Origin of the sequence: Celeribacter baekdonensis, assembly GCF_003047105.1 — a bacterium.
Taxonomy (GTDB): Bacteria; Pseudomonadota; Alphaproteobacteria; order Rhodobacterales; family Rhodobacteraceae; genus Celeribacter; species Celeribacter baekdonensis_B.
This window is the reverse complement of the sequence record NZ_CP028475.1, coordinates 3,509,513-3,535,363: the sequence shown is the minus strand read 5'-3', so window position 1 is coordinate 3,535,363 and position 25,851 is coordinate 3,509,513. Positions and strand designations below refer to the sequence as shown.

Sequence of the window (25,851 nt, the reverse complement as noted above, 5' to 3'; positions counted from 1 at the left end):
TTCACAGCCTTGTGAAAAGACCCACGCGGCCACTGGAATCAAAGCTGGGAACACCGCATAATTGCTCTATGTAAAAGACGAGTGAACGCGTCAAAGAGGAAGGCCGAGCGGTGCTTAGAAGGACTATGTTTGTGGCGGCGGCCTTGCTTTGCGCGGGGACGGCCAACGCCTTTGAGGCCAAGCTTGAAACCACCGCAGAGGGGGACGTAAAAACCCGTCTGGAGGGCGCCTCTGCCATCTTAGAGGCCGCTAAGAACGCGGTCACAGCCCCCGAAGAAATCATCGCTGCGGTTCAGTCCGATTACCGTGGCCTGATTGGTGCACTGTACCGAGAGGGCTATTATGGGCCCAGTATTTCAATCCGCGTAGACGGGCGCGAGGGGGCCGATATGTCCCTGATTTCATTGCCATCGACGATCAACACAGTGGTGATCAACGTTACCCCCGGCCCAAGGTTTCGCTTTGGCAGCGCCACCGTCGCCCCGCTCGCCCCGGACACGCAGTTGCCCGAAGATTTCGCATCAGGCGAAGTGGCCAAATCCGGTTTGGTCGGTGAGGCAAAAGACGTGGCCATCGCGGCATGGCGACAGGCATCGCACGCCAAAGCGGCCCTGTCAGACCAACAGATTGTCGCAGATCACAACAGCAAAACACTCGACGTCGCCCTCACCATCGACCCCGGCCCCGCCGTTGCCTTTGGCCGCTTGAAATTCGCGGGCGACACCCGCGTGCGCGAAGATCGGCTGTGGCGCATCGCCAACATGCCAACGGGGAGCGCCTATGATCCCGACACGCTTGATCTGGTGACCCGGCGCCTGCAAAAAACCGGCACGTTCCGCTCGATCACCCTGCGCGAGGCCGATGCGCTCAACCCCGACGGAACTCTCGACATCACCGCAACGCTGGTGGATGAAAAGAAGCGTCGGCTTGGCTTTGGTGCGGAGCTGTCGTCGCTCGAAGGCGGCACAGTTTCGGCCTATTGGATGCATCGCAACCTCACCAAAAGCGCCGACAGATTGCGCTTTGATGCCGAAATCGGCGGTCTCGGCGGCACAACGGGCATAGATTACTCCCTCGGCGCGACCTACCGCCGCCCCGCCACGGTTACCCGCAAAACCACCCTCGTCCTCGGCGCTGAAATCGAACATCTGGACGAGCCGGATTTCCTTTCAGATCGGGGCGAATTCACCATCAGCGCCGATGTGGAAACCTCTCAGAACTCGACCTTTTCCTTTGGCCTCGGCTACCGCTATTCCGAGGTCGAGGACTCGCTTGGCTCGCGCTCCTTCTCGCATGTGATTTTCCCGATCAACGGCAGTCGCGATGGGCGTGACACTGCGCTAAATCCAAAATCCGGCACCTATTTCAACGCCGACATCCTCCCCTTTGTCGGCGTGAGCGGATCGGCCTCTGGCGTGCGGGTCATGGCCGATGGGCGTGGCTATCTCTCCTTTGGGGATGATGATCGGTTCACCCTGGCCGGGCGGTTGCAACTGGGATCCATCGCCGGGGCGGACTATACCGAAGTGCCCCCCGATTTGCTGTTTTACTCCGGCGGCGGCGGCACCGTGCGCGGGCAACCGTACCAATCGCTCGACGTCGATTTGGGCGGCGGCAATGCCACAGGTGGCTCAAGTTTCCTTGGCCTCTCAACCGAATTGCGTGCCGTTGTCAAAGGCAAGATTTCCGTGGTGGGTTTTTATGACCTCGGGGGCATCGGCACATCAGCGTTGCCGGGCGACGCCGCCGAATGGCATTCGGGCGCAGGCCTTGGGCTGCGTTATGACACCGGCTTTGGCCCAATCCGCCTTGACCTTGCCGGACCGGTGACGGGCGACACCGGCGACGGCCTCCAAATCTACATCGGCATAGGGCAAGCGTTTTGAACAAATTTCTCCCGGTCATAACCGCCATCTGCATCCCTCTGGCGCTGATGGCGCAGGACAGCACCGACTCGACACAAACGGACGCCACACAAACCGCCCGAGACAGGTCGGTGATCGTTGGCTTTTTGGAAGACAACCTATCAGGCGCGGGCCGCGACATTCGCATCGAAGGGTTCAAAGGTCTGTTGTCCTCCAACGCCACGCTCGACGAACTGACCATCGCCGATGACACCGGCGTGTGGTTCACCCTGCGCGATGTCGAACTGGACTGGAGCCGGGCTGCGCTTTTTTCCGGTCGGGTCGAAATCAACCGCATCACGGCGGGTGAAATCCTATTTGACCGTCTGCCCGTGGCAGAGGCCACGACCACGGCTCCCTCGCCCGAGGCCAAGCCATTTTCATTGCCGGACTTGCCGGTTTCGATCGACATCGGCGCGATTGAGGCCAAGCGTGTCCACCTCGGAGCTCCGGTGTTGAAACTGGGCAAAGCGGTGGATCTGAGCCTCGCCGGCAGCGCCAATTTGGCCGATGGATCGGGGGCTGCGACCTTGGACATCCAGCGCCTGGATGCCGCAGACGGTGCCTTTACCGTTGATGTGTCTTTTGATGGTCCGACCGAGGTGTTGGATCTTGATCTGGCCCTGACCGAAGGGGCGGGTGGCCTGATCGCGACACTGGCCAATCTACCGGGCGCGCCTGAGCTGTCTCTCACGGCCAAGGGCGCGGGCCCTTTGGATGATTTCACCGCCGATATCGCCTTGGCAACACAGGGCAAAGATCGTCTCACCGGCACAGTGGCCCTCAAAGCTAACCCCGATCCAAACGCCCCGGATGCCCCTGCCCCACGTGCGTTTACGGCTGATCTCTCCGGCGATCTCACCCCGCTGTTCAGCGCCGAATACGCGCGGTTCTTTGGCCCCTCCTCAACACTGCAAGCGCGCGGCCTGTCCTATCCTGAAGGCGGGTTTGATCTTGAGCAATTCAACCTCTCGACCCAAGCGGTGTCGATGGTCGGTGCAGCCAAGATTGGCGCCGATGGCCTGCCGCAATCCTTCGCGCTCTCCGGGTCGCTCAAAAGCCCTGATGGCCGCCCGACGCTGCTGCCTTTTGGCTCGGCGCGTAGCATGGTCGATAAAGCCCTGATCATTGCCAATTATGATGCCGCCACAGATGACGGCTGGACCGCGCTGATTGATGTCGATGGCTATACGCAAGACGGGCTGCGCCTTGGCAAAGCGGCGATCAATGCGGACGGCACCATCGCGCGGCTGACGGATGACAGTGGCCTGACCAGTTTGGGCGCCGTGAGCGCCAAGATTGAAGCCGCCGTGACCGGTCTCGTCTCTGATGACCCTGCTGTGCAAGACGCCATTGGCGCCAACCCCAGCCTCTTGACCCAACTGACATGGCAAGAGGGGCAGGACATCGTCTTTAAGACAGTCGAGCTTAAAACCGATGCAACCACCGTCACGGTCCAAGGTCGGCTGGCCGGGTTGGACGCAGGGCTTGAATTCACCGGCGACATGCGCCTCGACTCCCCGCGTCTGGCTCGATTTGCCCGCATTTCTGGCCTTGATCTTGCAGGGGCCGTTCAGGCCACAGGCTCAGGCAGCTATGCGCCTCTGAGTGGGATGTTCGATCTGACCGCTGAGGCCAAAGGCAGCAATCTGCGCTTTGGCATCGCGCAAGTGGACGCACTGACCAATGGCTCCAGCACGGTGAGCCTCTCTGCCAAACGCGACGAAACTGGGCTGACCCTGCGCGCAGCGGATATGACGACGGGGGCTGTGACCGCCTCCGCCAAAGGCACGCTGTCGTCTGAGGCCGGGGCGCTGACGCTTTCTGCCCGTCTCGATGACGTGGCGCGCCTTGGTGTTGGCCTCTCCGGTCCGCTGACCCTTGCCGCCGATGTGTCCCGCTCAAGCGCAACAGCGCCGTGGCAAACTGAGGCCAATATGACCGGTCCCGGCGGTTCGACCGCGCGCGTCACCGGCACCCTCGCCCAAGACGCGAGCCAAGCCAACCTCGCGCTGACAGGCACCGCGCCTTTGGGCCTGTCCAACCGTTTCACCACCGCCGCACTGACCCAAGGCAACGCGGGCTTTGACCTCTCACTCAACGGCCCGCTCGCGCTCTCGTCGCTGTCAGGACAAATTCAAGTCACCCCCGGCGCCCGTGTGGTGGTCTCAAACGCAGGGCTCGCTCTGACGGTGGAGCGTGGCACGGTCACGCTTTCGGGCGAACGCGCCCAGATCGACGTGGTGACCAATGCCGACAGTGGCGGCGGCATCTCCGCCTCTGGTCAATTGGGCCTCTCGGGCACAGTTCCCGCCGATTTAACGATGGCGTTCAATGGCCTAACCTTGGTGGACCCAACGCTCTATAGCACCTCTTTGAATGGCAGTCTGGCCATCACCGGCCCACTGGCTGGGGGGGCTGCCATTGCCGGGGATCTTACATTGGGCCGCACCGACATCACTGTGTCGGCCTCCGGCCTTGGCGGCAGCGGCGACATCCCCGAGATCACCCACACCGGCCAAACCAGCGCTGTGCTCACCACCCGCAAGCGCGCGGGACTTGTGGTCACGGATCGCAATGGCGGACCGGGGGCGTCCTATGGGCTCAATGTCACCATCGCCGCCCCAAACCAGATTTTCATTCGCGGTCGGGGCTTGGATGCGGAACTGGGCGGAAAATTGCGCCTGCGCGGCACGACCCAAGATGTGATCCCGGTGGGTCAGTTTTCGCTGATCCGCGGGCGCTTGTCGCTTTTGGGCAAACGCATTGTGATGAAAGAGGGCACGCTGACCTTACAGGGTGAATTGGACCCCGTGGTGCGGCTTGTGGCGGAAACGCAAACCCCTGATCTGAACGTGCAACTGGTCACCGAAGGGCCGTTGAGTGCGCTGGCCTTGACGCTCAGCTCCTCGCCCACCTTGCCGCAAGAAGAAATCCTCTCTCAACTGCTGTTCGGTCGTGGTCTGAGCCAAATTTCCGCTCTGCAAGCGGCACAAATGGCCTCGGCTGTGGCGACCTTAACCGGCGGCGGTGGCGGGCTTGTCGGTTCAATCCGCAACAGTTTTGGCCTCGACGATCTTGATCTTCAAACCTCAGAAGAGGGCGGCAGCTCGTTGAAGCTCGGCAAATATATTTCGGATAAAATCTACACCGACGTGACCATCGACAGTGATGGCAAATCGGTGATCAACCTCAACCTTGACGCCACCGACAAGGTGACCGTCAAAGGGTCCGTGTCCTCGACCGGCGACACCGGCGTTGGGGTTTATTTTGAAAAGGACTATTAGGGTGTGGACTCAATTCAGCCAACATCTGATTGCAAAGATATGGACCATCGACAGGAAGTTGCGTTTCAACTTTTCGTATCTCGTTGTTAGCCTTCGCATGTCTTTCATGCGGCAGAAGAACCGCTCTACAAGGTTTCGCTGGGCGTAGATGTCGGGGTCATGTGGGATGTGGATGCGGGCGTTTGACTTGGATGGGATCACTGCCAATGCGCCTTCGTCAGCGATGGTTTGGCGGATGGCTTTTGAGCCATAGGCTTTGTCTGCGACGATAGCTGTCGGCTGTTTTTGCCAGCCGACAAATGAACCAAATACCTTGCTATCATGCCTTTGTGCGCCTGTAATCGCGAACCGTAGAGGCAGGCCGCGATGGTCTACGGCGACGTGAACCTTGCTGCCGCGACCGCCGCGTGAGCGTCCAATACCTTGCGCCAACTCCCCCCTTTTGAGCCTGCTGCCGCCCGGTGTGCCTTGACGATTGAACTATCAATGAAGATCAGCGCGTCCTCACATTCCGTCGCCAGCACATCAAATATCCCTTGCCAAATCCCGCGCTCACCCCAGCGGACATAGCGGTTGTAAACAGTCGTGCGCGGGCCATACCGGTCCGGCAGATCGCGCCACGGCGCCCCCGTGCGCAGAACATAGAAAATGCCATTCAAGACTGTTCTGTCATCCTTGCGCTGCGGACCGCGCCCTTGTTTGGGTAAATGAGGCCGGATTGCAGCCCATTCTTCGTCGCTCAGATCAAATCTCGCCATCATGCACCTGTTTTCCGCAGATGAATCATGAAGAGCCCATTTCAGCAAGACAAGGAATTGGGTTCACACCCTAGTCTCCCTCCGAATCTGCGGGCTTGACACCCGTCACTCTAATCCGTCGCAACCATCTGAAACGGGACGCCGAATAGCGCCCCGTTTGTTTGTCTTACTCTACCGGAATTGCCTGAAGTTCAGGTTCGTCATGGTGGTGATGTTCTTTCACCGGGCGCATGAACAGGTTGGCGAAGAAGGCCACGACCAACAACGCCGCCATGCAATACATGGTGGTGTTGTAAAGTGACGGGGTCGGGTCGATGGTGCCCTCGGGCGCGATTTCCATCAGCTTCGCGATGGTCACAGTTTTGGCCGCGACCAGTTCCTGAAGCTGCGTGATCGGGGCACCGAACTTTTCGGCGAAGGCGGCGGGGTCGGCCTTAACCGCCAAGTCGTTGATGGCCGAGGTCACGGACATTTGCCGCAGCGAAGTGATCGCCAATGGGCCCAACACGCCTGCTGTGGACCACGCCGTCAGAATCCGCCCGTGGATGCCGCCCACATGCATGGTGCCGAACATGTCGGCTAGGTAGGCCGGGATCGTGGCAAAGCCGCCGCCATACATCGAAAAGATGATCATCGTCGCGGCGTAGAATCCGATCAGGTAGATCAGCGACGGGTTCGTCGCCACGGCCGAGGCGAAATAGGGGATCGACAGATACAGGATTGTGCCCAGCACGAAGAAGCACATGTAGGTCGTCTTGCGTCCGATGAAATCAGAGGTCGAGGCCCAGAAGAACCGCCCCACCATGTTGAAAACCGAAATCATCAGCACATAGGTCGAAGCGAAGGCGGCGGTGACCACCAAGGGCAGGACCGACCCGAAGATTTCCGACATCATCGTTTTGGCAACCCCGATGACGCCGATCCCGGCAGTCACGTTGAAGCAGAGCATAATCCACATTTGCCAGAATTGCGGCGTCTTCAGCGCCTGGTCGATATGGACGTTGTTTTGCGACACCATGCCCGAGGCGGCGGGCTTGGGCTGCCATCCGGCGGGCTTCCATCCCTCAGCGGGAACGCGATACTGGAACGAGGCCAGGATCATGACGATAAAATAGACCACGCCGAGCGTCAGGAAAGTCTGCGCCGCGCCGGTCACACCGGTGCCCACAACATAGACGCCTGCCTCTCCGCCAAAACTTGCGGCCTGCGCAGCAGACGCGATCACGACCTCAACTTTGCCTGTGGCAGTCTCGGCGAAGACGCGGCCGTTCTCGACCACGGTTGTCACGGTGCCCTGCCCCCAAGAAAGTCGGGCGCCTTAGCATAGAGGCTCAACAGCCAGCCCTTGACCGGAGCGGCGATCATCGCGCCACCGCCGAAGCCCATGATGGCCATCCCGGTCGCCATGCCACGCCGGTCCGGGAACCAGCGGAGCAGCGTCGATACGGGCGAGACATAGCCAAGGCCGAGCCCGCAGCCGCCCAGCACCCCATAGCCAAGATAGATCAGCCAAAGCTGGTGGCTTGATATTCCGAAGGAGCCGATGATGAACCCGCCGCCCCAGAGAAATGCAGCGACGACGCCGACCATGCGCGGACCCACGTCCTCAAGCCACTTGCCCGCGAAGGCCGCGGAGAGGCCAAGGAAAACGATGGCAACAGAGAAGATCCAGACAACCGAGCTGAGGCTCCAGTCATCGGCGCTGGACGTAACGACGCCCAGTTCGCGGGTCAGCGGTTGATTAAAGACGGACCAGGCATAGACCGACCCGATGCACAGGTGGATCGCGATGGACGCAGGCGGGACCCGCCAGCGGTTGAAACCGGGCTCGGCGACGATGTGGCTCTTATGCAGGAACCCCAGCGCACCACCAGATGCGTTTTTCATTGATGTAACCTCCCTTTTCGATCCGGGCGGCGGCCTCCTACCGCGAACCCGATGAGCGGCATGCGACGACATGCCATGGCGCAGAAAGGAGCACAGACACTTACAAAGTCAAGAAAATATATAAATAAAACAATGGCTTAGATTGTCATTTTGACCACAAACACCCCGTTGACAGAGCCGAAATGGGACATTTTGTCCGACCGATTGCTATTCCAGGGGTCAAACCGGGTCAAATTGTCCAGATCAGGCGTTTTCGGCGATCGGCAGAAAAACCTCGAACCGGCTGCCCTTGCCGGGGATCGAAGTGGCGCTGATCCGCCCGCGAGCCTGCGTGACGATCTGTTGCGAGATCGACAAACCCAGCCCCGTGCCCTGCGCTTGCTTGGTGGTGAAAAACGGATCGAAGATGCGTGGCAGGACCTCGGGCGCAATGCCGGTGCCGGTATCGGCGACGACAATCACGGCGCAGGCGTCGCGGTCTTCGGTGGCAATGGTCAGGCTGCCGCCGTCGGGCATGGCGTGAACTGCATTGAGGATCAGGTTGACGACGACCTGCTGCAATTCGGTGCGTGACATGCTGACCGACGCCGTGCTGTCAAAGGCGGGGAAGCAGGTGATCCCCGCCACCTCGATCTGGTTGCGCGTCAGCACAAGGCAGTCGCGGACAACCTCGCTGGGAGCGATCAGGTTGTGTGCACCTGAATACTCCTCAGGCCGGGCGAATTGCAGCAGCTTCGAGACGATGACGCCGATGCGATAGACCTGATCGTCGATCAGGCGGAATTCCTCTTCGACCTTGCCGACCTCGGCGCCTAGCATGCTGCGGGCCAGATCGAGGTTCCCCTGGATCACCGCCACGGGGTTGTTGATTTCATGGGCAACGGAAGCGGTGATCTCGCCCACTGCAGCCAGTTTCTCGGAAATGATCAGGCGTTCGGTCGTGCGTTCCAGCCGCTGGTTGGCGGCCTGAAGATCACTGGTGCGCTCGGCGACGCGGACCTCAAGGCTTTCGGCCCAGTCGCGCAACTCCCGGTCGCGGGCCTGAAGCCGGTCCAGCAAATTGTCCAGATGCCCCGCAACCTGGGCGATCTCGTCGCCGTCATCGCGCGGGTTGTTGCGCGCGGCAAGATCCCCCGCTTCGACCCGCGCAATCGTCCGTGTCATCGCCTCAAGCGGGCGAAAGATATGCCCGGCCCATCGGAGGAAGACCGGGACCGAGGCCAGCGCGATCAGCACGAACGCCCCGCCAAGGATCAGAACCGAGCTGCGCTTGGCATTGCGGAACGGGGTCTCGAGAAAACCGACATAAAGCATCCCTACCCGTTCGCCGAAGCTGTCATGGATCGGTTCATAGGCCGAGATGTACCAATCGTTGACGACAAAGGCACGGTCGTGCCACACACTGCCCTCGTCCAGCACCTGAGTCCGCACCTCGGCGGAGACGCGGGTACCCAAGGCGCGGACATTCTCGAATAGGCGCACGTTGGTCGACACGCGCACATCCTCAAGAAACAGTGTCGCAGTCCCCTGACTGCCCTCAGGTAGGCTCTGTTCGCGGTAGACAAGGGCATTGATCGTGTCGATAAAATCGAGATTGCGGTTCAGCAGGACCCCGCCAACCAGCGCTGCGGAACGTCCATCGGGTAACGTCAGCGGGGCGGCGGAATGGATGATCATGCCGCGCGTTTCGACGGTGCGGTCAGTCGGCACCGCGGCACGGGTGGGGACAAGCGGGATCTCGGCCTGTTCGGCCAAGCCCGGCGAAAGGGCCTCCAGATCGTCGGCCGCAAGCACATCCACAGCGCTGTGCAGGCGTCCGGTCAGCGCCGTCGCGATGACTGGCCAGCGCCGCGCCTCGGGTGTGGCCATCTCAATCCGCAGGAAATCGAGGCCCAGAAGTTCCCGCTCACCCCTGAGGAAGGTCGTGGAATCCCCGGTACCAAGCGCATCCTGCAGGGCGACGGAGCGTGCGACAGCGTCAATCCGTTCGCCCGACAATTCGGCCAGGCGGGCAAGATATTGGTCAGCGATCGTCAGGTCACCCGTGACCTTATTGACAAGGATATCGTCAACCTTGTTCGACCAGCGCCACATGGTGCCACCCAAGAATACCGGCAGAAGGACCAGCATCGGCATGAGCGCGATGACCAGAAGCCGGACACGCACCGAACCGAGAAAGGCCCCCAGCCGTGACACTGTCACAGACCCCAAGCCGCGCATTTGCGGTCAATTGTCTTGCGCGACACACACAGCCGCCGGGCCGCCTCGGTCCGGTTGCCGTTCAGGGCCTCCAGTGCACGCAGGATCTCGCGCTTCTCGGTGACCTCCAGCGGGGTGATGTCTTGGGTCGGGCTGGTTTCACTCAAGGTTTCAACGGGGAACCGGCCAAAGATCAGCGCCCGCTCCACGAAATTGTGCAACTCACGGATATTGCCGGGCCAGTCGTAGCGCAGCATGGCCGACCGGACGACCGACGGCATGTCAAGCCGCGGCAGGTTCAGTGCGGCGGATATCTCTGCTTGAAACAGGTCTGCAAGATCAAGAACGTCGGTTCCTCGATCCATGAGCGGAGGCATCTCAATTTCGACCACGTTGAGACGGAACAGAAGGTCCTCACGGAACCGGCCCTCACGTACGGCCTCGTCTAGCGCTTTGCTGGAGGCAATCACAAAACGCAGGTCGAGTTGCACATCGCGCTCCGTGCCAACCGGGCGGATCACCCCATCCTCGAGCACCCGCAAGAGAGCCGTCTGCGCATTGGACGCCAACTCACTGACATCATCCAGAAACACAGTCCCGCCAGAGGCCGAGGCCAACAGCCCCTCGCGCCCGGATTGCGCCCCCGGAAAGGCGCCCGCCGTGTGGCCGAACAGCTCGAACTCGATCATGTCCTCGGGGATCGCGCCGCACTGAATCGCGACGAAGGGGGCGGTTCCTCGTCCTGAATGGTCGTGGATGTGGCGCGCGGCAACTTCCTTGCCGGACCCAGACGGCCCCGTGATCAAAACTGGAGTCGACAGGGGGGCAACCCGTTCCAGCAGGCGCCGTGCCTCAGTGATGATCACCGAGGATCCGATCAACTCCCGTCGTCGTGTGCCCTGCGCCGTCGTTTCAAGCTCGCGTCGAAGCAGGAAGTTTTCGCGCCGTAAGGCCGCCATTTGAAGGCAGCGCTGTAGCGCGTTCAGGATCTGGGTCGAGCGGAAGGGCTTGATCAGAAAATCGGACACGCCCGCGCGCAATGCCTCGATTGCGGTATGAAGGTCGGCATAGGCGGTGATCATGATCGTGTCGGTAAAGCCGCCGCTTTCGCGCCGCGCGTGCAGCCAGTCGAGGCCCTTTTGACCGGGCATGATATTATCCAGCACCATGATGTCATATTGGTGAACGGAGAGCAGACGCTCTGCCGTAGCCGCGTCGGGTGCTTCATCCACGGCCCGGCAAAGCGGCGAGAGCATCTTAACTAGGAAATGTCGCATGCCGGGTTCGTCATCCACGACAAGGATACGCGCTCCCGTAAGAAGATCATCCCGCCGAATGGATTGCGTCATCACCCTTGTATCCCATGTCCAACTTAAATCGCTTCGACCCATCAAGCGCAAATACCCTATGATTGGCAAGTCCGTGAGTCCTTGGCGTCCAACCTCTGCGCAGCTGCTGTCAAAGGCGGGAGCGCCCATCGCCGGTTTGGAACCGATCATTCAGGGCGATGTCCCCGCCGTTCTGTACGACCCCATTCGCGCGGCACTCCTGCAATGTGCCACAAATGTGACGCTCTCTCCATCCGGCGCATGGGCCAGTTCCAAGGCCCGCCCGCCAGGAAAAGACAGCATCGGGCTGCCAAATGCGCGCGCCACCTGTTTCCTCAACAGCAGGACACGGACGTCCTGGTCGCTCCTTGGCCAGCGAACGCGTCAATGAAATACCGCTTTGCTGAAACTTACCGTTGCGCCAATCAGCAGCGCCTCAGACAGGCCGGACATCTTAAGTTGATCTCTGAGGGGACCATCACTGATTTGTCGCCCCGCGCCCGAGGAGCTCAGCGTGGCAGCGGCGACGGTGCAAAGACGCGTATGATCTGCATAGGTTACCCATCCCGCAGTCGCGAGCGGATGTCCTGTGTGGATGTCTCCTTCATAGCAAGACATTTTTGATCTGATTTGTGCATTTGTCAGAAGCAGTCATGGGTCCGGCCTGTTTGCGCGGTTTTAACCACTGGCCCTGATGGGCGACGCTGATGACCTGGGCCGAAAAGCAGAGCATCGCCCTGACCTACATCCAGCCCGATAAGCCGCAGCAAAACGCTTATATCGAGCGCGATAACCGAACGGCCAGTCACAAATGGCTGGACCTCTACATCTTTGAAACCGTCGAGGAGCTGCAGTAGATCGCCCCCGAATGGCTATGGACCTACACCAACGAACGTCCCAACATGGGCATCGGCGGGAGCCCCCCAACGCCCAAGCTCCACGGAGAGGGGACGCGATTGGCTTTACAATCACTGCCGCCACACTGGCGCTGTCCGGCGCTGTCCCAGGTCTCAAAAAGCACAAAGCGTGACTTAGTCGTCCATCTTCAACGCATTAATAAACGCTTCCTGAGGAATCTCGACTTTCCCAAACTGACGCATCTTCTTCTTACCGGCCTTCTGCTTCTCCAACAGTTTCTTCTTCCGGGTCGCGTCGCCGCCGTAACATTTTGCGGTCACGTCTTTGCGCATTGCGGAGAGGGTTTCGCGGGCGATGACTTTGCCGCCGATGGCCGCTTGGATCGGGATTTTGAACATGTGGCGCGGGATCAGGTCTTTGAGTTTCTCACACATGGCGCGGCCGCGGGCATCGGCGCGGTCGCGGTGGACCATGGTGGACAGCGCATCCACCGGTTCGTCGTTCACAAGGATCGACATTTTGACAAGGTTGTCCTCGCGGTAGCCCATCATTTGATAGTCAAAAGACGCATAGCCTTTGGTGATGGATTTCAGGCGGTCATAGAAATCAAACACCACCTCGTTGAGCGGCAGGTCATAGACGACCATGGCGCGCGAACCCGCGTAGGTCAGGTCCATTTGGATGCCACGACGGTCTTGGCAGAGTTTCAATACATCGCCCAGATACTCGTCCGGCACCATGATCGTCGCTTTGATCCGCGGCTCTTCGATGTGATCAAGATAGGTCAGATCGGGCATATCGGCGGGGTTGTGCAGCTCAAGGATCGAGCCATCGCGCATGTGCAATTTGTAGATCACCGAGGGCGCGGTGGTGATCAGGTTGATGTCATATTCGCGCTCAAGCCGGTCACGGATCACTTCGAGGTGCAAAAGGCCGAGGAAGCCACAACGGAAGCCAAAGCCCAAAGCGGCAGAGGTTTCCATCTCGGACGAGAAAGACGCATCGTTGAGTTGCAGTTTCTCAATCGCATTGCGCAGGTCGTCAAAGTCATTGGCATCGACCGGGAACAGGCCACAGAACACAACGGGGATCGAGGGTTTAAAGCCCGGAAGCGCGGTGGCACAGGGTTTTTTCTCATGCGTAATTGTGTCGCCGACCTTGGTGTCGCGAACCTGTTTGATTGAGGCGGTGAAAATGCCGATCTCGCCCGGCCCCAGTTCGGCAATATCGACCATCTGCGGTTTGAGCACCGAGAGTTTATCGACGCCATACGCGGCACCGGTCTTCATCATCTTGATCTTGTCGCCCTTTTTGATCACGCCGTCGATGACGCGGATCAGAACCACAACGCCGAGGTAGGCGTCATACCAACTGTCCACCAGCATCGCCTTGAGCGGCGCATCGCGGGTGCCTTTGGGCGCGGGCAGACGGGTGACGATGGCTTCCAAAACGTCGGGGATGCCGATGCCGGTCTTGGCGGAAATCTCGATGGCTTGCGAGGCATCAATGCCGATCACATCCTCAATCTGTTCACACACGCGTTCAGGCTCGGCGGCGGGCAGGTCGATTTTGTTCAACACCGGGACAATTTCGTGATCCGCATCAATGGCTTGATACACATTGGCCAAGGTTTGCGCCTCAACGCCCTGGGTGGCATCCACGACCAGCAAAGACCCCTCAACGGCCTGCATCGAGCGCGACACTTCGTAGGCGAAATCGACGTGACCGGGGGTGTCGATCAGGTTGAGAATATACAACTCACCATCTTTGGCCGTGTATTCGATCCGCACCGAGTTGGCCTTGATCGTGATCCCACGTTCGCGTTCGATGTCCATACTGTCCAACATCTGCGCCTTCATATCCCGGTCCGCCACGGTGTGAGTGGACTGGATCAGCCGGTCAGCAAGGGTCGATTTCCCGTGGTCGATATGAGCGACGATGGAGAAGTTACGGATGTTTTTCAGCTCGGTCATGGAAGGCCTGCGCAGGTTGAGAATGAGCCTGTTTCTATGGGGGGAAACGGGGGGAATGGCAATAGGGAACGACCTTCTGCCTTACCCCATTTGCCCGGCAATCATCGCATGGACCCGAACAGCATACCGATCCGTCATCCCAGATACGAAATCAGCCAAACTGTGGAGCGCAGTGTACTCATCCACCACATCGCGCAGGTCGATATCGGCGGCGGCGACAAGTTGACGATGATAAGCTGAAAGCGCCGAGGTATCCCAATTCTGCGCGCCCAGCTCTTCGTAAACGGGCAGCAGCCCGGTCAGCACAGCATGCAAAATATTGCGCCCCGTCACTTCGAGTTTGGTTTTGCGTGGTGCTGTGAAAATCTGACTGTGCGCAGTGGCTTCGATTTTTGCGAATTGATCGGACACATCGGACTTCGAGATCAACGAAGCCGAAAAATGCCCTGTCATGATTGCATCATAGTTTTTCTTAAACGCCTCGACACAGGCTTGGATCGCTGCCCCAATCGCGCGGGCTCGGTAATAGGTGACGTCCTTGCCAGACAAATCCTGATTGTCGCCCGCAAAAAGTGCCCCAAGCAACTCTTTGACCCGCGTTTCAGAAAGATCGCCCGTCACATAAGCGTCTTCAAGATCTAAAACATTATAGCAAATATCATCGGCGGCTTCGACAAGGAACACAGCCGGATGACGTCGCCACCACCGCCCCTCCTCGCCTTGCTCAACGAGCAAACCACACCGTTCAGCAACGCGTTCAAAAAGATCACATTCTGAGCGAAACAGACCGAATTTCGTCAAGCCTTTATATGTTTTCTCCTTGTCACGCGCCTTCACCTTTTCGCTGACCTCAGCCAGAGCAGGGTATTTCGTGAAAGCGCCAAGCACGGCATGACTTAATCGCATACCGCCCTCGTTTCGATACATTTCCAATCTGGAAATCACGCGAAAGCCCTGAGCGTTGCCCTCAAATTTCTCAAATTCTGTCCGATCCGCGACTTGAACGGCATCGAAAAATGAATGCCCCTCGGCAAACCGCGCAGCGAACCAAGCCCCCATCGCGTCTTCACCGGAATGCCCAAAAGGAGGATTGCCAATATCGTGGGCAATGCACGCGGCCTGAACCACACCAGACAGAACATGTTTCTGCCCGTCTGCGATCTCGCCCTGTGTCTCAAGCCAATGCCCGACTTCGATACCGAGAGAACGGCCAACACTGCTTGTTTCTATACTGTGAATCAACCGATGATGGATGTGATCATGTGCATAGAGCGGATGCACCTGCGTCTTGTTTGCAAGCCGACGAAACGGCAAAGAAAACACAAGACGGTCGTAATCCTGAGCGTAATTGGGCCGGTTCGGATTGATCTCGCGCTCTTCATCATTGAGCAATGACATTGCCAAAAGATTTTCCCAATTCATCCGCATCTAGAATATCCTTTCGATCTAAGCCCTGATTGTATTCAACGGCTCGACAAGATGCTACCACCTCTCGGCAAGCCTCCGCCTCCTTCTTCCCCGCGACAACTCTGCAATTGCGCGAAATGGCAGACTCAGGATAGTCTTATGTCATTATTCACCAAGACGGCGGACCCTGCGGGCGTATGGCAGTGCCATGAAAGCGCAAAAAGACGGGGCCTCGTGGTTTGGATTGAGAGGCAGTAAGATGAAAAAAACCGTCAAGAAAACCGCAATCGCAGTCGCAACTTTCGCCACACTCACCAGCGCAACACTTGCTCCGATCCCGGCGCAAGCGGGCGTGATTGAGCGGGCGTGCATGTCATCGGATCGGGCGGCGAACAACCGCAATCTCTGCGGCTGTATTCAACAGGTGGCCGATATGACCCTGACAAACGGGGATCAGCGCCAAGCCGCAAAGTTCTTTAAGAACCCGCAAAAGGCGCAGGATGTGCGCCAGTCGGACAACAGCTCGCATGAGAGCTTCTGGCAGCGCTACAAAGCCTTTGGCGCAGCGGCAGAACAATACTGTGGCTGAACAGACTCTTTACGACCCGCTGAACACACTCAAACCTGTCGGCCCCGAAATATGGATCGCCGACGGGCCACCTGTACCGTTTTATGGCATCGGATTTCCAACCCGGATGACGGTGGTGCGCATCAACGGGCGGCTTTGGGTACATTCCCCGATTGCCCTTGATGAGGGCCTATTGAATGAACTGGCGGATTTGGGGCCGATCGGCTGGCTGATCGCGCCCAATCCGATCCATTATGTCTCTGTGCATCTGTGGCACGAACGCTTTCCCCAAGCGCAGGTTCTGGCCGCCCCCGGCGTCAAAGAGCGCGCGGCGAAATACAATATTCCCTTTCCAAAACATGACGTTATGGGAGATGATGCGCCCACGGGCACCGAAGATGTCCTGCGCCAAAGACTTGTGAAAGGGCATCGGTTCTTGCACGAGGTGGTGTTTTATCACATCCCGTCCAAGACCCTGATCCTCACCGATTTGATCGAGAATTTCGAGGCCGAAAAAGTCGGGCGATTTAAGGCTATTTTGATGCGTCTGGCGGGGATTTTGGACCCGGATGGCAAGGCCCCGGCAGACATGCGCGGCACATTCAAATCCAAGGCCAAAGCGCGCAAAGTGATCCGCGAAGTGATCAGTTGGGCGCCCGAAAAGGTGATTCTCAGCCACGGGCGTTGGTATGATCACAATGGCACTGCGGAGTTGAAACGCGCCTTTCGCTGGCTACGGATCGAGAACGGCAAGTAGCCCCTCGGCCGCGGCCTCGATCAGATCCAAAGCCTCATCAAAATTGCGGGTATAATAGGGGTCCGGCACGGCGGTGACGCCGATGTCGGGCGCATAGGACATCATCAGGTGCACGGGCGTTGTGTTGCCTTTGGGGCGGAGCGCCTCGACATCGCGCTGGTTGGCCTCATCCATCACCACGATCACATCGAAGGCCTCGAAATCTCCGGCGCAGACCTGACGCGCGCGCAGAGTCGAAAGATCATAGCCGCGCCGGGCGGCGGCGGCTTGCATCGGACCATAGGGCGGCTCACCGACGTGCCAATTGCCGGTTCCGGCGCTATCGACCAAGATCGCCTGCGCCCGCACGCGCGCCTGAGTGGCCACGACCGCCTCAGCGGTGGGAGAACGGCAGATATTGCCGAGACAGACAAAGACGATTTTCTGCATGCGGGCCTCCTACGCGTTCAGGCTACCCTTGTCAGGCAGGGCGGAGCAAGGCAGGGTTTGGAAAAAAAGGAGAGACTTCGAATGGCAGGCGGAATTTTTATACTCTCAGGCGCTGGCCTGTCAGCAGAAAGCGGATTGCGCACCTTTCGCGCTGCGGATGGGCTTTGGGAAGATCATCGGGTTGAGGATGTGGCCACATTTGAGGCCTTTGAGCGCGATCCCGAATTGGTGCAACGGTTTTACAATATGCGCCGGACGCAGGCCGCCGAAGCCCAGCCCAATAGGGCGCATCTGGCGTTGGCGCAATTGCAGTCCGACTATGATAGTCCAGTCACCTTGGTGACGCAAAATGTCGATGACCTGTTGGAGCGCGGTGGGGCGCAAGAGGTGATCCACATGCACGGCTCAGTCATGGGCGCGCTCTGCGCGACCTGCGGCCATCGCTGGCCCGCACCGATGGAGATGCGCGTTTCTGATCCCTGCCCGTCCTGCGGCATGGCCCACACCCGGCCTGACATCGTGTGGTTTGGAGAAATCCCCTATCACATGGACGCGATCCAAAATGCCTTGGAAAACAGCGATCTGTTCGTCTCCATCGGCACCTCGGGTCTGGTCTACCCAGCGGCGGGATTTTCGCAAATGGCCCGGCAATTGGGGCTCAGGACGTTGGAATTGAACCTCGAAGCCTCCGGCGCGATGTTTGATGCGGTGATCGAGGGCCCTGCCACCCAAGTGGTGCCCGATTGGGTATCACGAGTGTTAAGTGGCAAAGAAATTTGAGTATTTTTGCCAAAAAGAAACGGGCACATCTATGATAACCGCATGTTAACTTTCAGCCCAGTAGGATTGTGTTGCGGTACAGGCGGGAGCGCCGATGACCGCCCAAGAAGAAGACGCGCCGGTCCGTGGGACACCCCCTTCCGAAGGTCCGTCACAGAGCGGAGGATCGGCGACCGGCGCGCGCGCCTTTGTTTCTTCTTGGAGAAATACTCAAAGCCACCCTACCGAAATGCCGGACCATGCACCCATGTGGTCAGGGAATAGCGTTCGCCTTGGGTGACCGGAGTGACCCGATGCAGCACGAAAGACGGGAACAGCACAGCCGAGCCGCGCGCCCGATCTGAGGGCCGTAGATTGGCGTCCGCTTGCAGCTCAAGCACGCCACCCAGATACTCCGCCCCCTCAGACAGTTGCACCACAAGCGTCAGTTTGCGCCGGGATGCAAGCGGGCCTTCCCCGATGTCGGAATGCCACACAAAATGCCCCTCGCGCTCGGCCCCATAGCGGGCGACCTGCGGGCTTTCGCCAAACTCAGTGAGGGCAAAATCAAAATGCGCGCGGTTGGCCTCAGCCACAAGCGCCATGATCCGATCCATCACCCAGCCCCCGCCATCGCGGTCATCCAGCCAGGCAAGTTCAGCGCGCCGAAGGTTATGGTCAGACCGATTGCCAACCAGCCCCGCATCCGCGAGGTCTTTTTCATGAGACAGGGCAATGATCGCATCACATTCGGCAGGCGAGAAGGCCTCCGGGACCGCATAAGCGCTCAGCATGATCCGGGGTTCACTTTCAAAAGGGGGACGGCGCGGCCCAAAATTTGCCGCGTCCATACGCGCCATTTAACCTCTTTTGAAACCAGATCAAGAGGGATCAGAGCCCCCGCCAAAACGGAGGCCCTGAGGGGCGATCAATTGCCCATTTTGCCCTGCTGCATCCCGGTGCCATCCATCGGCATGGTCATGACGGCAGGGGCATCTTGGCGCTCCAGATCGACGGGGATCTCAACGGTGATGTCGCCCGCCTGTTCAAAGGTCAGGGTCACGGTGACCACATCACCCTGCCCCATCGGTTTGAGCAGCCCCATCAACATGACGTGATCGCCTCCACGTGCCAATGCATGGGTGCCTTGGGCCGGAACCGCAAAGCCCTCGTCCACGCGCATCATTTTCATCACGCCATCGCCCATGGCTTTGTGGGTGTGCAGCTCAGTGAGCTTGGCGATGTCAGAGGTCGCGGCGATCAGGCGATCATCGGTGTCCCCTGTGTTGTGGATGACGAAAAACGCCGCGCCCGATTTGGCCATCATGCCCGACGAGCGCGCATAGGCGTCTTCGATCGTGATGTCGGCCATAGCCGGAAGGGCGAGAGACAGGGCGGCTGCGCCCGCGAGAAGGGTGGTTTTGAAAAGCATGATTTTATCCTTGGTCTAAGAGTTTGAAAGCGAAACAAATCAGACCAAAGGTGGGTCGCGAGCCTTGCGGTTTGGCAGGGAGATCGCGGTCATATGACGTGCCGCAGGCACAGGCGCAAAGCGCAACACGGCATGATCCGGGGTAGACAACACGAAAGCCTCGGCCAGACCGGCGATGACGCTCAGCGCGCAATCGGGACAGATGTGGCGTGGCCCAATGGGTTCGCCGGTCTCGTCCATCAAAACGGTGATCGGCCCGGTGCCGGTGCACAGCACCATCGTCCCGGTGGCATCAACCATAGTCCCCCGCGCCACGGCCATGGATTGGGACGTGACGAGCAGCAAAAAGGCGAGCACAAAGGCCGCGATGGGACGGGGCAAACGCATGAACGGCACTTTAGCCGGACCGCACCGGAAGGCAAGCGCAACACATCGCAAGACCAGCACTGCGACGTGCCGCCACACGCCTTTACCGCATCCACTCCCCCCAGATCCGGCCATCACCGGCCAAGTTCGGAGAGGTAAAAGGCAAAATCGGCAAAGCCCCCCGACCGCGTGCGGGCTTCGGCGTGACAGCCCAGACAACTCCCCTCTGAGGCCTCTTGCAGGTAGCTTTCCATCGTCACATTGGACACGAAACGCGGCACTTCGCCATGCTCGAACAACGGGCTTTTATTGGCACCGCGCCATTGATTGGTGATCAAACGGTACTGCGCCAAAGGGGTGTCGGCCAGCCGGGCCTGCCAGCGGGCATTGGTGTCTTGGGTCGGCTCAAAGATTTGCCAACATCGCGTGATCCGACTGGGCGCAAGGGGGCTGCCATCGCTGGCACGGGCAAAGGGCGGGGTCTGTGACCAAAGCGGCCTGGGCGGTGGCGCATTGGTGGCGCAGCTCGGGCAAGACGGATCAAACAAAAGGTACGATGACGCCGCCTGCGGGGCGGGACAACCGTTTGGAAACAAGTCCTTAGAATAAATCGAATTGATCCGGCGCGCGACGGGCGAAAGCGGCGCCGTGTCTTGATGCTCAAACGTGGCCCAGAGCCACTCGTCGCCATTGCCGGACCCAACCTTGGTGACAATATGCATCCCAACCAGACCAAACAGCCCTTCAAGGCACAAAGGCTGACCCGAAAGGCTCTGTTCCGCAGGCACCCGCGCCACCCCGCGCTCGGTGATAAACCCGGGATCGTCGTACTCCAGCCACATCCACGCGGTTTTGACATGAACGCTGGGCGGGGCCTCTGTGCTCTGCCCCTGTGGAAAATTGGCGTCCTCCGAGGCCAGCCCCGCAACATAAGCGGCAGCAGTGCCATTGAGCCGCGTTTCATAGATCAAAGGATTGCCGTTCTGGTCGATCACGGTGGCCCCATCCGCTTGCACCAGATCGCTCAACACCAACGGGCCTGCCTCTCCATCTGTCCTACGACAGGCGGCGGCCATGTCTTGTTCGACCACCGCGTCTTTTCGCGGCATGGATTGCCAAGCATCCGGTGCGGGTTCCAAAGGCGCAACATCGCGCCAATTCAGGGCCGTGAAGGCGCGCCAGGCGAACATATCAAAGGGCGTCTGCACCGCCTTGTTCACCACCATATATTCCAGACTTGAGGAAAATGACGTCAGATCAAAGGGGTAATTGGCGCATAGATGAATGTCATCGCCGTCCCCCGGAGCAAAGGCACAAAGCGGATCATCCGCTTGCGCAGCCCGCACGATCCCAAACGTGACTGTCACAACAAAACTGGCCGCGACGCATAAAGACCGTCCAGCCCAGCGGGGCATGGCCCACCAACGGATCGTTTGTCTCAAAACCCAAGCCATAAGGCATCAGGCCTGAGCTTGAGCCGCCTTGTCAATCTCCCACAGTGCCATTCGCCCATAGGAAAACCCCCGAAGGCATTACGCCATTCGGGGGTTTTACCATTTCGATCAAAAAGAACTTAAGCGGTGGCTTGAGCTTTTTTGATTTCTTTTTTGATTTTCAGCGCGCTATCGGACAGCTCTTCGTCTTTGGCTTTCGCCAAGAAAGCGTCCAAACCACCACGGTGGTCAACAGTACGCAACGCAGCAGCGGAAATACGCAGCTTGAACGAGCGACCGAGCGTTTCCGAAATCAACGACATTTCGTTGAGGTTCGGAAGAAAACGGCGGCGGGTTCTGTTTTTGGCGTGGCTGACATTGTTGCCAGACATCGGGCCTTTACCGGTCAGTTCGCAACGACGCGACATGGGTTTATCCTCGTTTCACTGGCGAAAGCGTCACCCGCCCCGCACTTCTTAAGACTCAGTTCTGTCTTGTTCGCGCTCTCTTTGACGCTCAAGTGCCCAAGGTGCAACCCCGAAATCACATGAAACTGTCACAGATATCCGTTTCTAGACAGAAAAAGGCACCGCCCGAGGGAAGCGCCCAAAATTCAGTTCGCGGTGCATAGGCGATCATGGGGGAATCGTCAAGCCCCACAACGGAGATGGGCCGCAAGGAATGCGCCTTAGCCGTGCTGAAGCGCCGTCAAAACATCCGCCGCCGCATGGCCTGGCGTCAACCGTCCGGCGGCAACCTGTTTGGCCAGATCGGAAATCATGGATTTGAGCGGCTCTTTTTGCAACTGCCCCAAAAGCCCCTGACGAATCTCCTGACCAAACCAATATTCGGCCTGCTCCGCGCGACGTTGGTCAAAATGCCCGGTCTCGCGCCGCCACCGTGTCAGTTTTTGCATCTCCACCCAAGCCTCTTTCAGGCCATCGACCTGAAGGGCCGAGACGGTCATCGCCTTGGGAAAGCCTTCGGGGTCTTGCGCCCGTTTACGCAACAAACGCAGCGCGCCTGCATAGTCGGCGCAGGTGCGGTTGGCGGCGGGCTTGAGATCGCCATCAGCTTTGTTCACCAATATAATGTCGGCCATCTCCATAATGCCGCGCTTCACGCCCTGAAGCTCATCCCCACCGCCCGGTGCCAGCAGGAGTAAGAACAGATCGGACATCTCGGAGACCACGGTCTCGGATTGGCCGACCCCTACCGTTTCGATCAGGATCAAATCATAGCCCGCCGCCTCACACAGGGCGACCGCCTCGCGGGTGCGCCGAGCCACGCCGCCCAATTCGGTTTGCGAGGGCGAGGGACGGATAAAGGCATTTGGTTCGCGCGACAGTTCCTCCATCCGGGTTTTGTCGCCCAAAATAGAACCGCCTGAGCGCGCCGAAGACGGGTCCACAGCCAAAACGGCAACCTTTTTGCCCTCGCGGATCATCATCATGCCGAAACTTTCGATAAAGGTGGATTTGCCCACCCCCGGCGTGCCCGACAATCCCAACCGAAGCGCCTGACGCCCGGATGTCCCGACCTCTTCCATCAATGAAATCGCCTGCGCCCGATGATCGGCACGGGCAGATTCGACCAAAGTGATGGCACGGGCCAAAGCCCGGCGGTTGCCTGAAATCACCCCTTGAGCGAGGTCTTTGATATCCATGTCACTCACCTTTGATCTGCCATAAGATGTGGCGCGCGCTTAAAAGTCGCCTCAGCTCGGTTTTGCAGACCCGTTTTGCCCGCTCTGACAGGGCGATGTCCAGCCCTATCGCGGGATTTGCGCACGCTGCACAGGGACACAGGTCCACGCAGCCCGGCCTGAAATCACGCGCGCCTTCGCCCACAGACCCCCTTTTCGCCCGCTCCGCTTTGGCTCATAACGGGCCCATGTTTGAACCGAAGCTCCCGATTGATGATGTGCTGGATGCGCTGACCTGTGCCGTGCGAGACACCGGCCGGGCGGTGTTGATGGCCCCGCCCGGTGCAGGCAAAACCACCCGCGTGCCCTTGGCGCTTTTGCCGCATGTCACGGGCCGGATCGTGATGTTGGAACCGCGTCGATTGGCGGCCCGCTCTGCCGCCGAACGCATGGCGCAAACGCTGGGCGAGGCTGTGGGGCAAACGGTCGGATACCGGATGCGCGGCGATACCAAACTGTCGAAATCCACCCGGATTGAAGTTGTCACCGAAGGCATTCTGACCCGGATGTTGCAAAGCGACCCAGAATTGGCCGGCGTCGGCGCGGTGATTTTTGACGAATATCACGAACGCTCGCTCAATGCCGATCTGGGTTTGGCGCTCACATGGGAATTGCGTCAGGTGTTGCGCGACGATCTTGTGGTGATCGTCATGTCGGCCACCTTGGACGCAGATCCTGTGGCCGCGCTGTTGGACAATGCCCCGGTGATCCGATCCGAAGGCCGGGCCTTTCCGGTCGACACCCGCTGGCTTGAGACTCCCACGCCCAAAGTGCGCCGCTTTGAAGACGCATTGGCGGATTTGGTGATCGAGGCGGTCACACAGGAGAGCGGATCGGCCTTGGTCTTTTTGCCCGGCGAAAGCGAGATCCGCCGGGTTGAAGCCCGGCTTACCGGGCGCGTGCCGACCGATTGCGTGGTGCGTCCCCTGTTTGGAGCGATGAAATTCGCCGACCAACGTGCGGCGATTGCACCTTGCGCAACGGGCCGCAAGATCGTGTTGGCCACCTCGATCGCCGAAACCTCATTGACCATCGAAGATGTGCGCATCGTGGTGGACGCGGGCCGGGCGCGGCGGGCACGGTTTGATCCGGCCTCAGGCATGTCGCGGTTGATCACCGAACGCGCCTCAAAGGCCGAGGCCGAACAACGCCGAGGCCGCGCCGGGAGGGTTGCCGAGGGCGTTTGCTTCCGGTTCTGGACCAAGGGCGAAGAAGGCGCGATGCCCGCCTTTGCCCCCGCCGAGATTGAAACGGCGGACCTCACCGGATTGGCTTTGGAATTGGCACTTTGGGGCGCCTCCGAATCCGACCTTTCGTTTTTGACGCCGCCCCCACCGGGGCCTTTGGCAGAAGCGCGCGCGCTGTTGCACGGGCTTGGTGCTTTGGACGCGACAGGCCGGATCACTGCACATGGCAAGGCCCTGGCGACCAAGCCGCTGCATCCAAGACTTGCACATATGCTGCAATTGGCGGGGGTACAGGCCGCGGATTTGGCGGCTTTGTTGAACGAACGCGATCCTTTGCGCGGTGCGGGTGTTGATTTGGCGCTGCGCATCCGCGCGCTGCGCGCGACCGGCCAAGGCACGCCTGGCACGATGGATCGCGGCGTGATCGAGCGGGTGAAACAAGAGGCCAAGCGGCTGCGCACGGGTGCGAATGACGGCCCAAAAATGAGCCTGGGCGAAATGGCCGCATTGGCCTACCCGGATCGGATCGGCCTGCGCCGCAAGGGCGATCAGGCGCGCTATATCCTATCAGGCGGCAAGGGTGCTGTGATGGACGATGGTGATCAGATGGCTGGCCTCCGGTTGATCGTCGTCACCGACACGGACGGCGCGCCGCGTGAGGCAAAAATCCGGCAAGCGGTGGAACTCACTGAGGCGGAGCTGCGCGCGCTTTACGGCGATCAAATCGCGTGGCGCGAAATATGCCAATGGGACAAGCGCGAAAAGCGGGTGGTGGCGCGCAAACAGGAGTGTTTTGGCGCGCTGGTTTTGGAGGATCGGCAGTGGAAAGAGGCCCCGCCCGAGGCGATGGCGCGGGGCGCATTGGACGGGCTGCGCCAAATTGGCCTGCCATGGGGTGACGCCGCCAAACGCTTTGCCGCACGGGTGCGGTTGATGGGCGAAACGTTCCCCGATCTCTCTGAGGCGGCGTTGATGCAAAACCTTGAGACATGGCTTTTGCCGCATCTAAAAGGCGCGCGCACGGAGGCGCAATTGCGCGCACTCGACATCACCGAAGCCCTGCGTATGACGCTTGATTGGGGTCAGATGCAGCGGTTGGATGTCGAGGTGCCAGGACAGTTCGTCAGCCCGGTCGGGCGCAAATTGCCGATTGATTATGCCGGCGAACACCCTGAGGTGACGGGCCGTATTCAAGAGTTTTTTGGCACCACAACCCACCCGACAGTCGGGCCAAACCGCGTGCCACTCAAGGTGGTTTTAACCTCTCCGGCGCATCGTCCGGTACAGGTCACGATGGATTTGCCGGGGTTTTGGAAACGCTCCTACGCCGATGTGCGCAAGGATATGCGTGGACAATACCCGCGCCACCCTTGGCCCGAAGACCCGACCGAAGCAGACCCGACTCTGCGGGCAAAACGACGCGGAACTTAGGCACGTCCGGCCTTGCTGCACTGCATCATTTCTAAGCGCAGCGACAGTTACGCCCGCATTTGACGCTGAAAATCCGGGCACTCTATAATTTTGACCCAAAACTCAGGCAAAACTTTGGGTTCTGAATTGCTTAATTCAGGGGCCTCTCCCAAAAGCAAAGCGTGAAGCTGATTCACAGGCGAT

General features: G+C 59.5%; 19 protein-coding genes and 2 pseudogenes. 7 read left to right on the top strand and 14 right to left on the bottom strand.

All coding sequences use genetic code 11. The annotated features are described in order from the left end of the window. Window positions 1-131 precede the first annotated feature (131 nt). Window positions 132-1,886 (top strand): autotransporter assembly complex protein TamA, encoded by a 1,755-nt coding sequence (locus DA792_RS20980; protein WP_159075346.1) that lies wholly within the window; start codon window positions 132-134, stop codon window positions 1,884-1,886. Next, window positions 1,883-5,191, top strand: coding sequence for a translocation/assembly module TamB domain-containing protein (locus tag DA792_RS20975; protein WP_107722503.1), 3,309 nt, complete (start codon window positions 1,883-1,885; stop codon window positions 5,189-5,191). The genes DA792_RS20980 and DA792_RS20975 overlap by 4 nt, the downstream gene beginning before the upstream one ends. Window positions 5,192-5,200: 9 nt before the next feature. Here the strand turns inward: DA792_RS20975 and DA792_RS22930 are convergent. From DA792_RS22930 to DA792_RS20950, 5 genes and pseudogenes are all read right to left on the bottom strand, one after another. Then, window positions 5,201-5,922 (bottom strand): annotated as a pseudogene (locus DA792_RS22930) (IS5 family transposase); the annotation flags it as partial. Between the two features lie 193 nt (window positions 5,923-6,115). After that, window positions 6,116-7,237 (bottom strand): MFS transporter, encoded by a 1,122-nt coding sequence (locus tag DA792_RS20960; RefSeq protein WP_254679337.1) that lies wholly within the window; start codon window positions 7,235-7,237, stop codon window positions 6,116-6,118. Next, the gene (locus DA792_RS22925; RefSeq protein WP_254679336.1) at window positions 7,234-7,836 is read right to left on the bottom strand and encodes an MFS transporter; all 603 of its coding nucleotides are present in this window, start codon (window positions 7,834-7,836) and stop codon (window positions 7,234-7,236) included. The genes DA792_RS20960 and DA792_RS22925 overlap by 4 nt, the downstream gene beginning before the upstream one ends. 243 nt (window positions 7,837-8,079) lie before the next feature. Then, the gene (locus DA792_RS20955; protein ID WP_254679731.1) at window positions 8,080-9,972 is read right to left on the bottom strand and encodes a sensor histidine kinase; all 1,893 of its coding nucleotides are present in this window, start codon (window positions 9,970-9,972) and stop codon (window positions 8,080-8,082) included. Window positions 9,973-10,034: 62 nt separating this feature from the next. Beyond that, window positions 10,035-11,384 (bottom strand): sigma-54-dependent transcriptional regulator, encoded by a 1,350-nt coding sequence (locus DA792_RS20950; RefSeq protein ID WP_107722501.1) that lies wholly within the window; start codon window positions 11,382-11,384, stop codon window positions 10,035-10,037. A gap of 683 nt (window positions 11,385-12,067) precedes the next feature. On the opposite strand from DA792_RS20950, the pseudogene DA792_RS20940 reads away from it, so the two are divergent. After that, a pseudogene (locus DA792_RS20940) lies at window positions 12,068-12,301 on the top strand (integrase core domain-containing protein); the annotation flags it as partial. A gap of 93 nt (window positions 12,302-12,394) precedes the next feature. Here DA792_RS20940 and lepA read toward each other — a convergent pair. Both lepA and dgt read right to left on the bottom strand, forming a co-directional pair. Then, window positions 12,395-14,194: a translation elongation factor 4 gene (gene lepA, locus DA792_RS20935; RefSeq protein ID WP_107722499.1), complete on the bottom strand. Its 1,800-nt coding sequence runs from the start codon at window positions 14,192-14,194 to the stop codon at window positions 12,395-12,397. Window positions 14,195-14,275: 81 nt separating this feature from the next. Continuing rightward, complete coding sequence (dgt, locus tag DA792_RS20930; RefSeq protein ID WP_199908105.1) at window positions 14,276-15,622, bottom strand: dGTP triphosphohydrolase; 1,347 nt, start codon at window positions 15,620-15,622, stop codon at window positions 14,276-14,278. A gap of 238 nt (window positions 15,623-15,860) precedes the next feature. Here dgt and DA792_RS20925 point away from each other — a divergent pair, with 238 nt between their 5' ends. Then, window positions 15,861-16,190: a hypothetical protein gene (locus tag DA792_RS20925; RefSeq protein ID WP_107722498.1), complete on the top strand. Its 330-nt coding sequence runs from the start codon at window positions 15,861-15,863 to the stop codon at window positions 16,188-16,190. After that, window positions 16,183-16,926 (top strand): DUF4336 domain-containing protein, encoded by a 744-nt coding sequence (locus DA792_RS20920; protein WP_107722497.1) that lies wholly within the window; start codon window positions 16,183-16,185, stop codon window positions 16,924-16,926. Before DA792_RS20925 ends, DA792_RS20920 begins: the two co-directional genes overlap by 8 nt. Here DA792_RS20920 and DA792_RS20915 read toward each other — a convergent pair. Further along, a complete protein-coding gene (locus DA792_RS20915; RefSeq protein WP_107722496.1) occupies window positions 16,903-17,355 on the bottom strand; it encodes a low molecular weight protein-tyrosine-phosphatase in 453 nt (150 codons plus the stop codon). The two genes, DA792_RS20920 and DA792_RS20915, sit on opposite strands and share 24 nt — an antisense overlap. 81 nt (window positions 17,356-17,436) lie before the next feature. Here DA792_RS20915 and DA792_RS20910 point away from each other — a divergent pair, with 81 nt between their 5' ends. After that, window positions 17,437-18,135 (top strand): NAD-dependent deacylase, encoded by a 699-nt coding sequence (locus DA792_RS20910; protein ID WP_107722495.1) that lies wholly within the window; start codon window positions 17,437-17,439, stop codon window positions 18,133-18,135. Between the two features lie 221 nt (window positions 18,136-18,356). On the opposite strand, the gene DA792_RS20905 is transcribed toward DA792_RS20910, so the two are convergent. The 6 genes from DA792_RS20905 to meaB all read right to left on the bottom strand — a co-directional run bounded on the left by DA792_RS20905 (window position 18,357) and on the right by meaB (window position 23,011). Then, on the bottom strand, window positions 18,357-18,974 hold the full coding sequence (locus DA792_RS20905) for a 2OG-Fe(II) oxygenase (RefSeq protein ID WP_107722494.1): 618 nt from the start codon (window positions 18,972-18,974) through the stop codon (window positions 18,357-18,359). A 68-nt stretch (window positions 18,975-19,042) separates the two neighbouring features. Continuing rightward, window positions 19,043-19,546 (bottom strand): copper chaperone PCu(A)C, encoded by a 504-nt coding sequence (locus DA792_RS20900; RefSeq protein WP_107722493.1) that lies wholly within the window; start codon window positions 19,544-19,546, stop codon window positions 19,043-19,045. 39 nt (window positions 19,547-19,585) lie between these two features. Next, window positions 19,586-19,933 (bottom strand): hypothetical protein, encoded by a 348-nt coding sequence (locus DA792_RS20895; protein WP_107722492.1) that lies wholly within the window; start codon window positions 19,931-19,933, stop codon window positions 19,586-19,588. Window positions 19,934-20,046: 113 nt separating this feature from the next. Further along, window positions 20,047-21,279, bottom strand: a complete 1,233-nt coding sequence (locus DA792_RS20890; protein ID WP_159075345.1) for a hypothetical protein — start codon at window positions 21,277-21,279, stop codon at window positions 20,047-20,049. A gap of 206 nt (window positions 21,280-21,485) precedes the next feature. Then, entirely contained in the window at window positions 21,486-21,773 is a 288-nt protein-coding gene (rpmB, locus tag DA792_RS20885; RefSeq protein WP_009573053.1) for a 50S ribosomal protein L28, read from the bottom strand. 260 nt (window positions 21,774-22,033) lie between these two features. Further along, the gene (gene meaB, locus DA792_RS20880; protein WP_107722490.1) at window positions 22,034-23,011 is read right to left on the bottom strand and encodes a methylmalonyl Co-A mutase-associated GTPase MeaB; all 978 of its coding nucleotides are present in this window, start codon (window positions 23,009-23,011) and stop codon (window positions 22,034-22,036) included. Window positions 23,012-23,238: 227 nt separating this feature from the next. On the opposite strand from meaB, the gene hrpB reads away from it, so the two are divergent. Then, entirely contained in the window at window positions 23,239-25,668 is a 2,430-nt protein-coding gene (hrpB, locus tag DA792_RS20875; protein WP_107722489.1) for an ATP-dependent helicase HrpB, read from the top strand. Window positions 25,669-25,851: the final 183 nt, after the last annotated feature.

What these genes read in the sequence shown, in the direction of transcription:
- DA792_RS20905 (WP_107722494.1), bottom strand. Translation starts at nt 18,974, where the DNA reads ATGGCGCGTATGGACGCGGCAAATTTTGGGCCGCGCCGTCCCCCTTTT.
- DA792_RS20910 (WP_107722495.1), top strand. Translation starts at nt 17,437, where the DNA reads ATGGCAGGCGGAATTTTTATACTCTCAGGCGCTGGCCTGTCAGCAGAA.
- meaB (WP_107722490.1), bottom strand. Translation starts at nt 23,011, where the DNA reads ATGGATATCAAAGACCTCGCTCAAGGGGTGATTTCAGGCAACCGCCGG.
- DA792_RS22925 (WP_254679336.1), bottom strand. Translation starts at nt 7,836, where the DNA reads ATGAAAAACGCATCTGGTGGTGCGCTGGGGTTCCTGCATAAGAGCCAC.
- lepA (WP_107722499.1), bottom strand. Translation starts at nt 14,194, where the DNA reads ATGACCGAGCTGAAAAACATCCGTAACTTCTCCATCGTCGCTCATATC.
- dgt (WP_199908105.1), bottom strand. Translation starts at nt 15,622, where the DNA reads ATGCGGATGAATTGGGAAAATCTTTTGGCAATGTCATTGCTCAATGAT.
- hrpB (WP_107722489.1), top strand. Translation starts at nt 23,239, where the DNA reads ATGTTTGAACCGAAGCTCCCGATTGATGATGTGCTGGATGCGCTGACC.
- DA792_RS20915 (WP_107722496.1), bottom strand. Translation starts at nt 17,355, where the DNA reads ATGCAGAAAATCGTCTTTGTCTGTCTCGGCAATATCTGCCGTTCTCCC.
- DA792_RS20950 (WP_107722501.1), bottom strand. Translation starts at nt 11,384, where the DNA reads ATGACGCAATCCATTCGGCGGGATGATCTTCTTACGGGAGCGCGTATC.
- DA792_RS20900 (WP_107722493.1), bottom strand. Translation starts at nt 19,546, where the DNA reads ATGCTTTTCAAAACCACCCTTCTCGCGGGCGCAGCCGCCCTGTCTCTC.
- rpmB (WP_009573053.1), bottom strand. Translation starts at nt 21,773, where the DNA reads ATGTCGCGTCGTTGCGAACTGACCGGTAAAGGCCCGATGTCTGGCAAC.
- DA792_RS20955 (WP_254679731.1), bottom strand. Translation starts at nt 9,972, where the DNA reads ATGCCGATGCTGGTCCTTCTGCCGGTATTCTTGGGTGGCACCATGTGG.
- DA792_RS20925 (WP_107722498.1), top strand. Translation starts at nt 15,861, where the DNA reads ATGAAAAAAACCGTCAAGAAAACCGCAATCGCAGTCGCAACTTTCGCC.
- DA792_RS20895 (WP_107722492.1), bottom strand. Translation starts at nt 19,933, where the DNA reads ATGCGTTTGCCCCGTCCCATCGCGGCCTTTGTGCTCGCCTTTTTGCTG.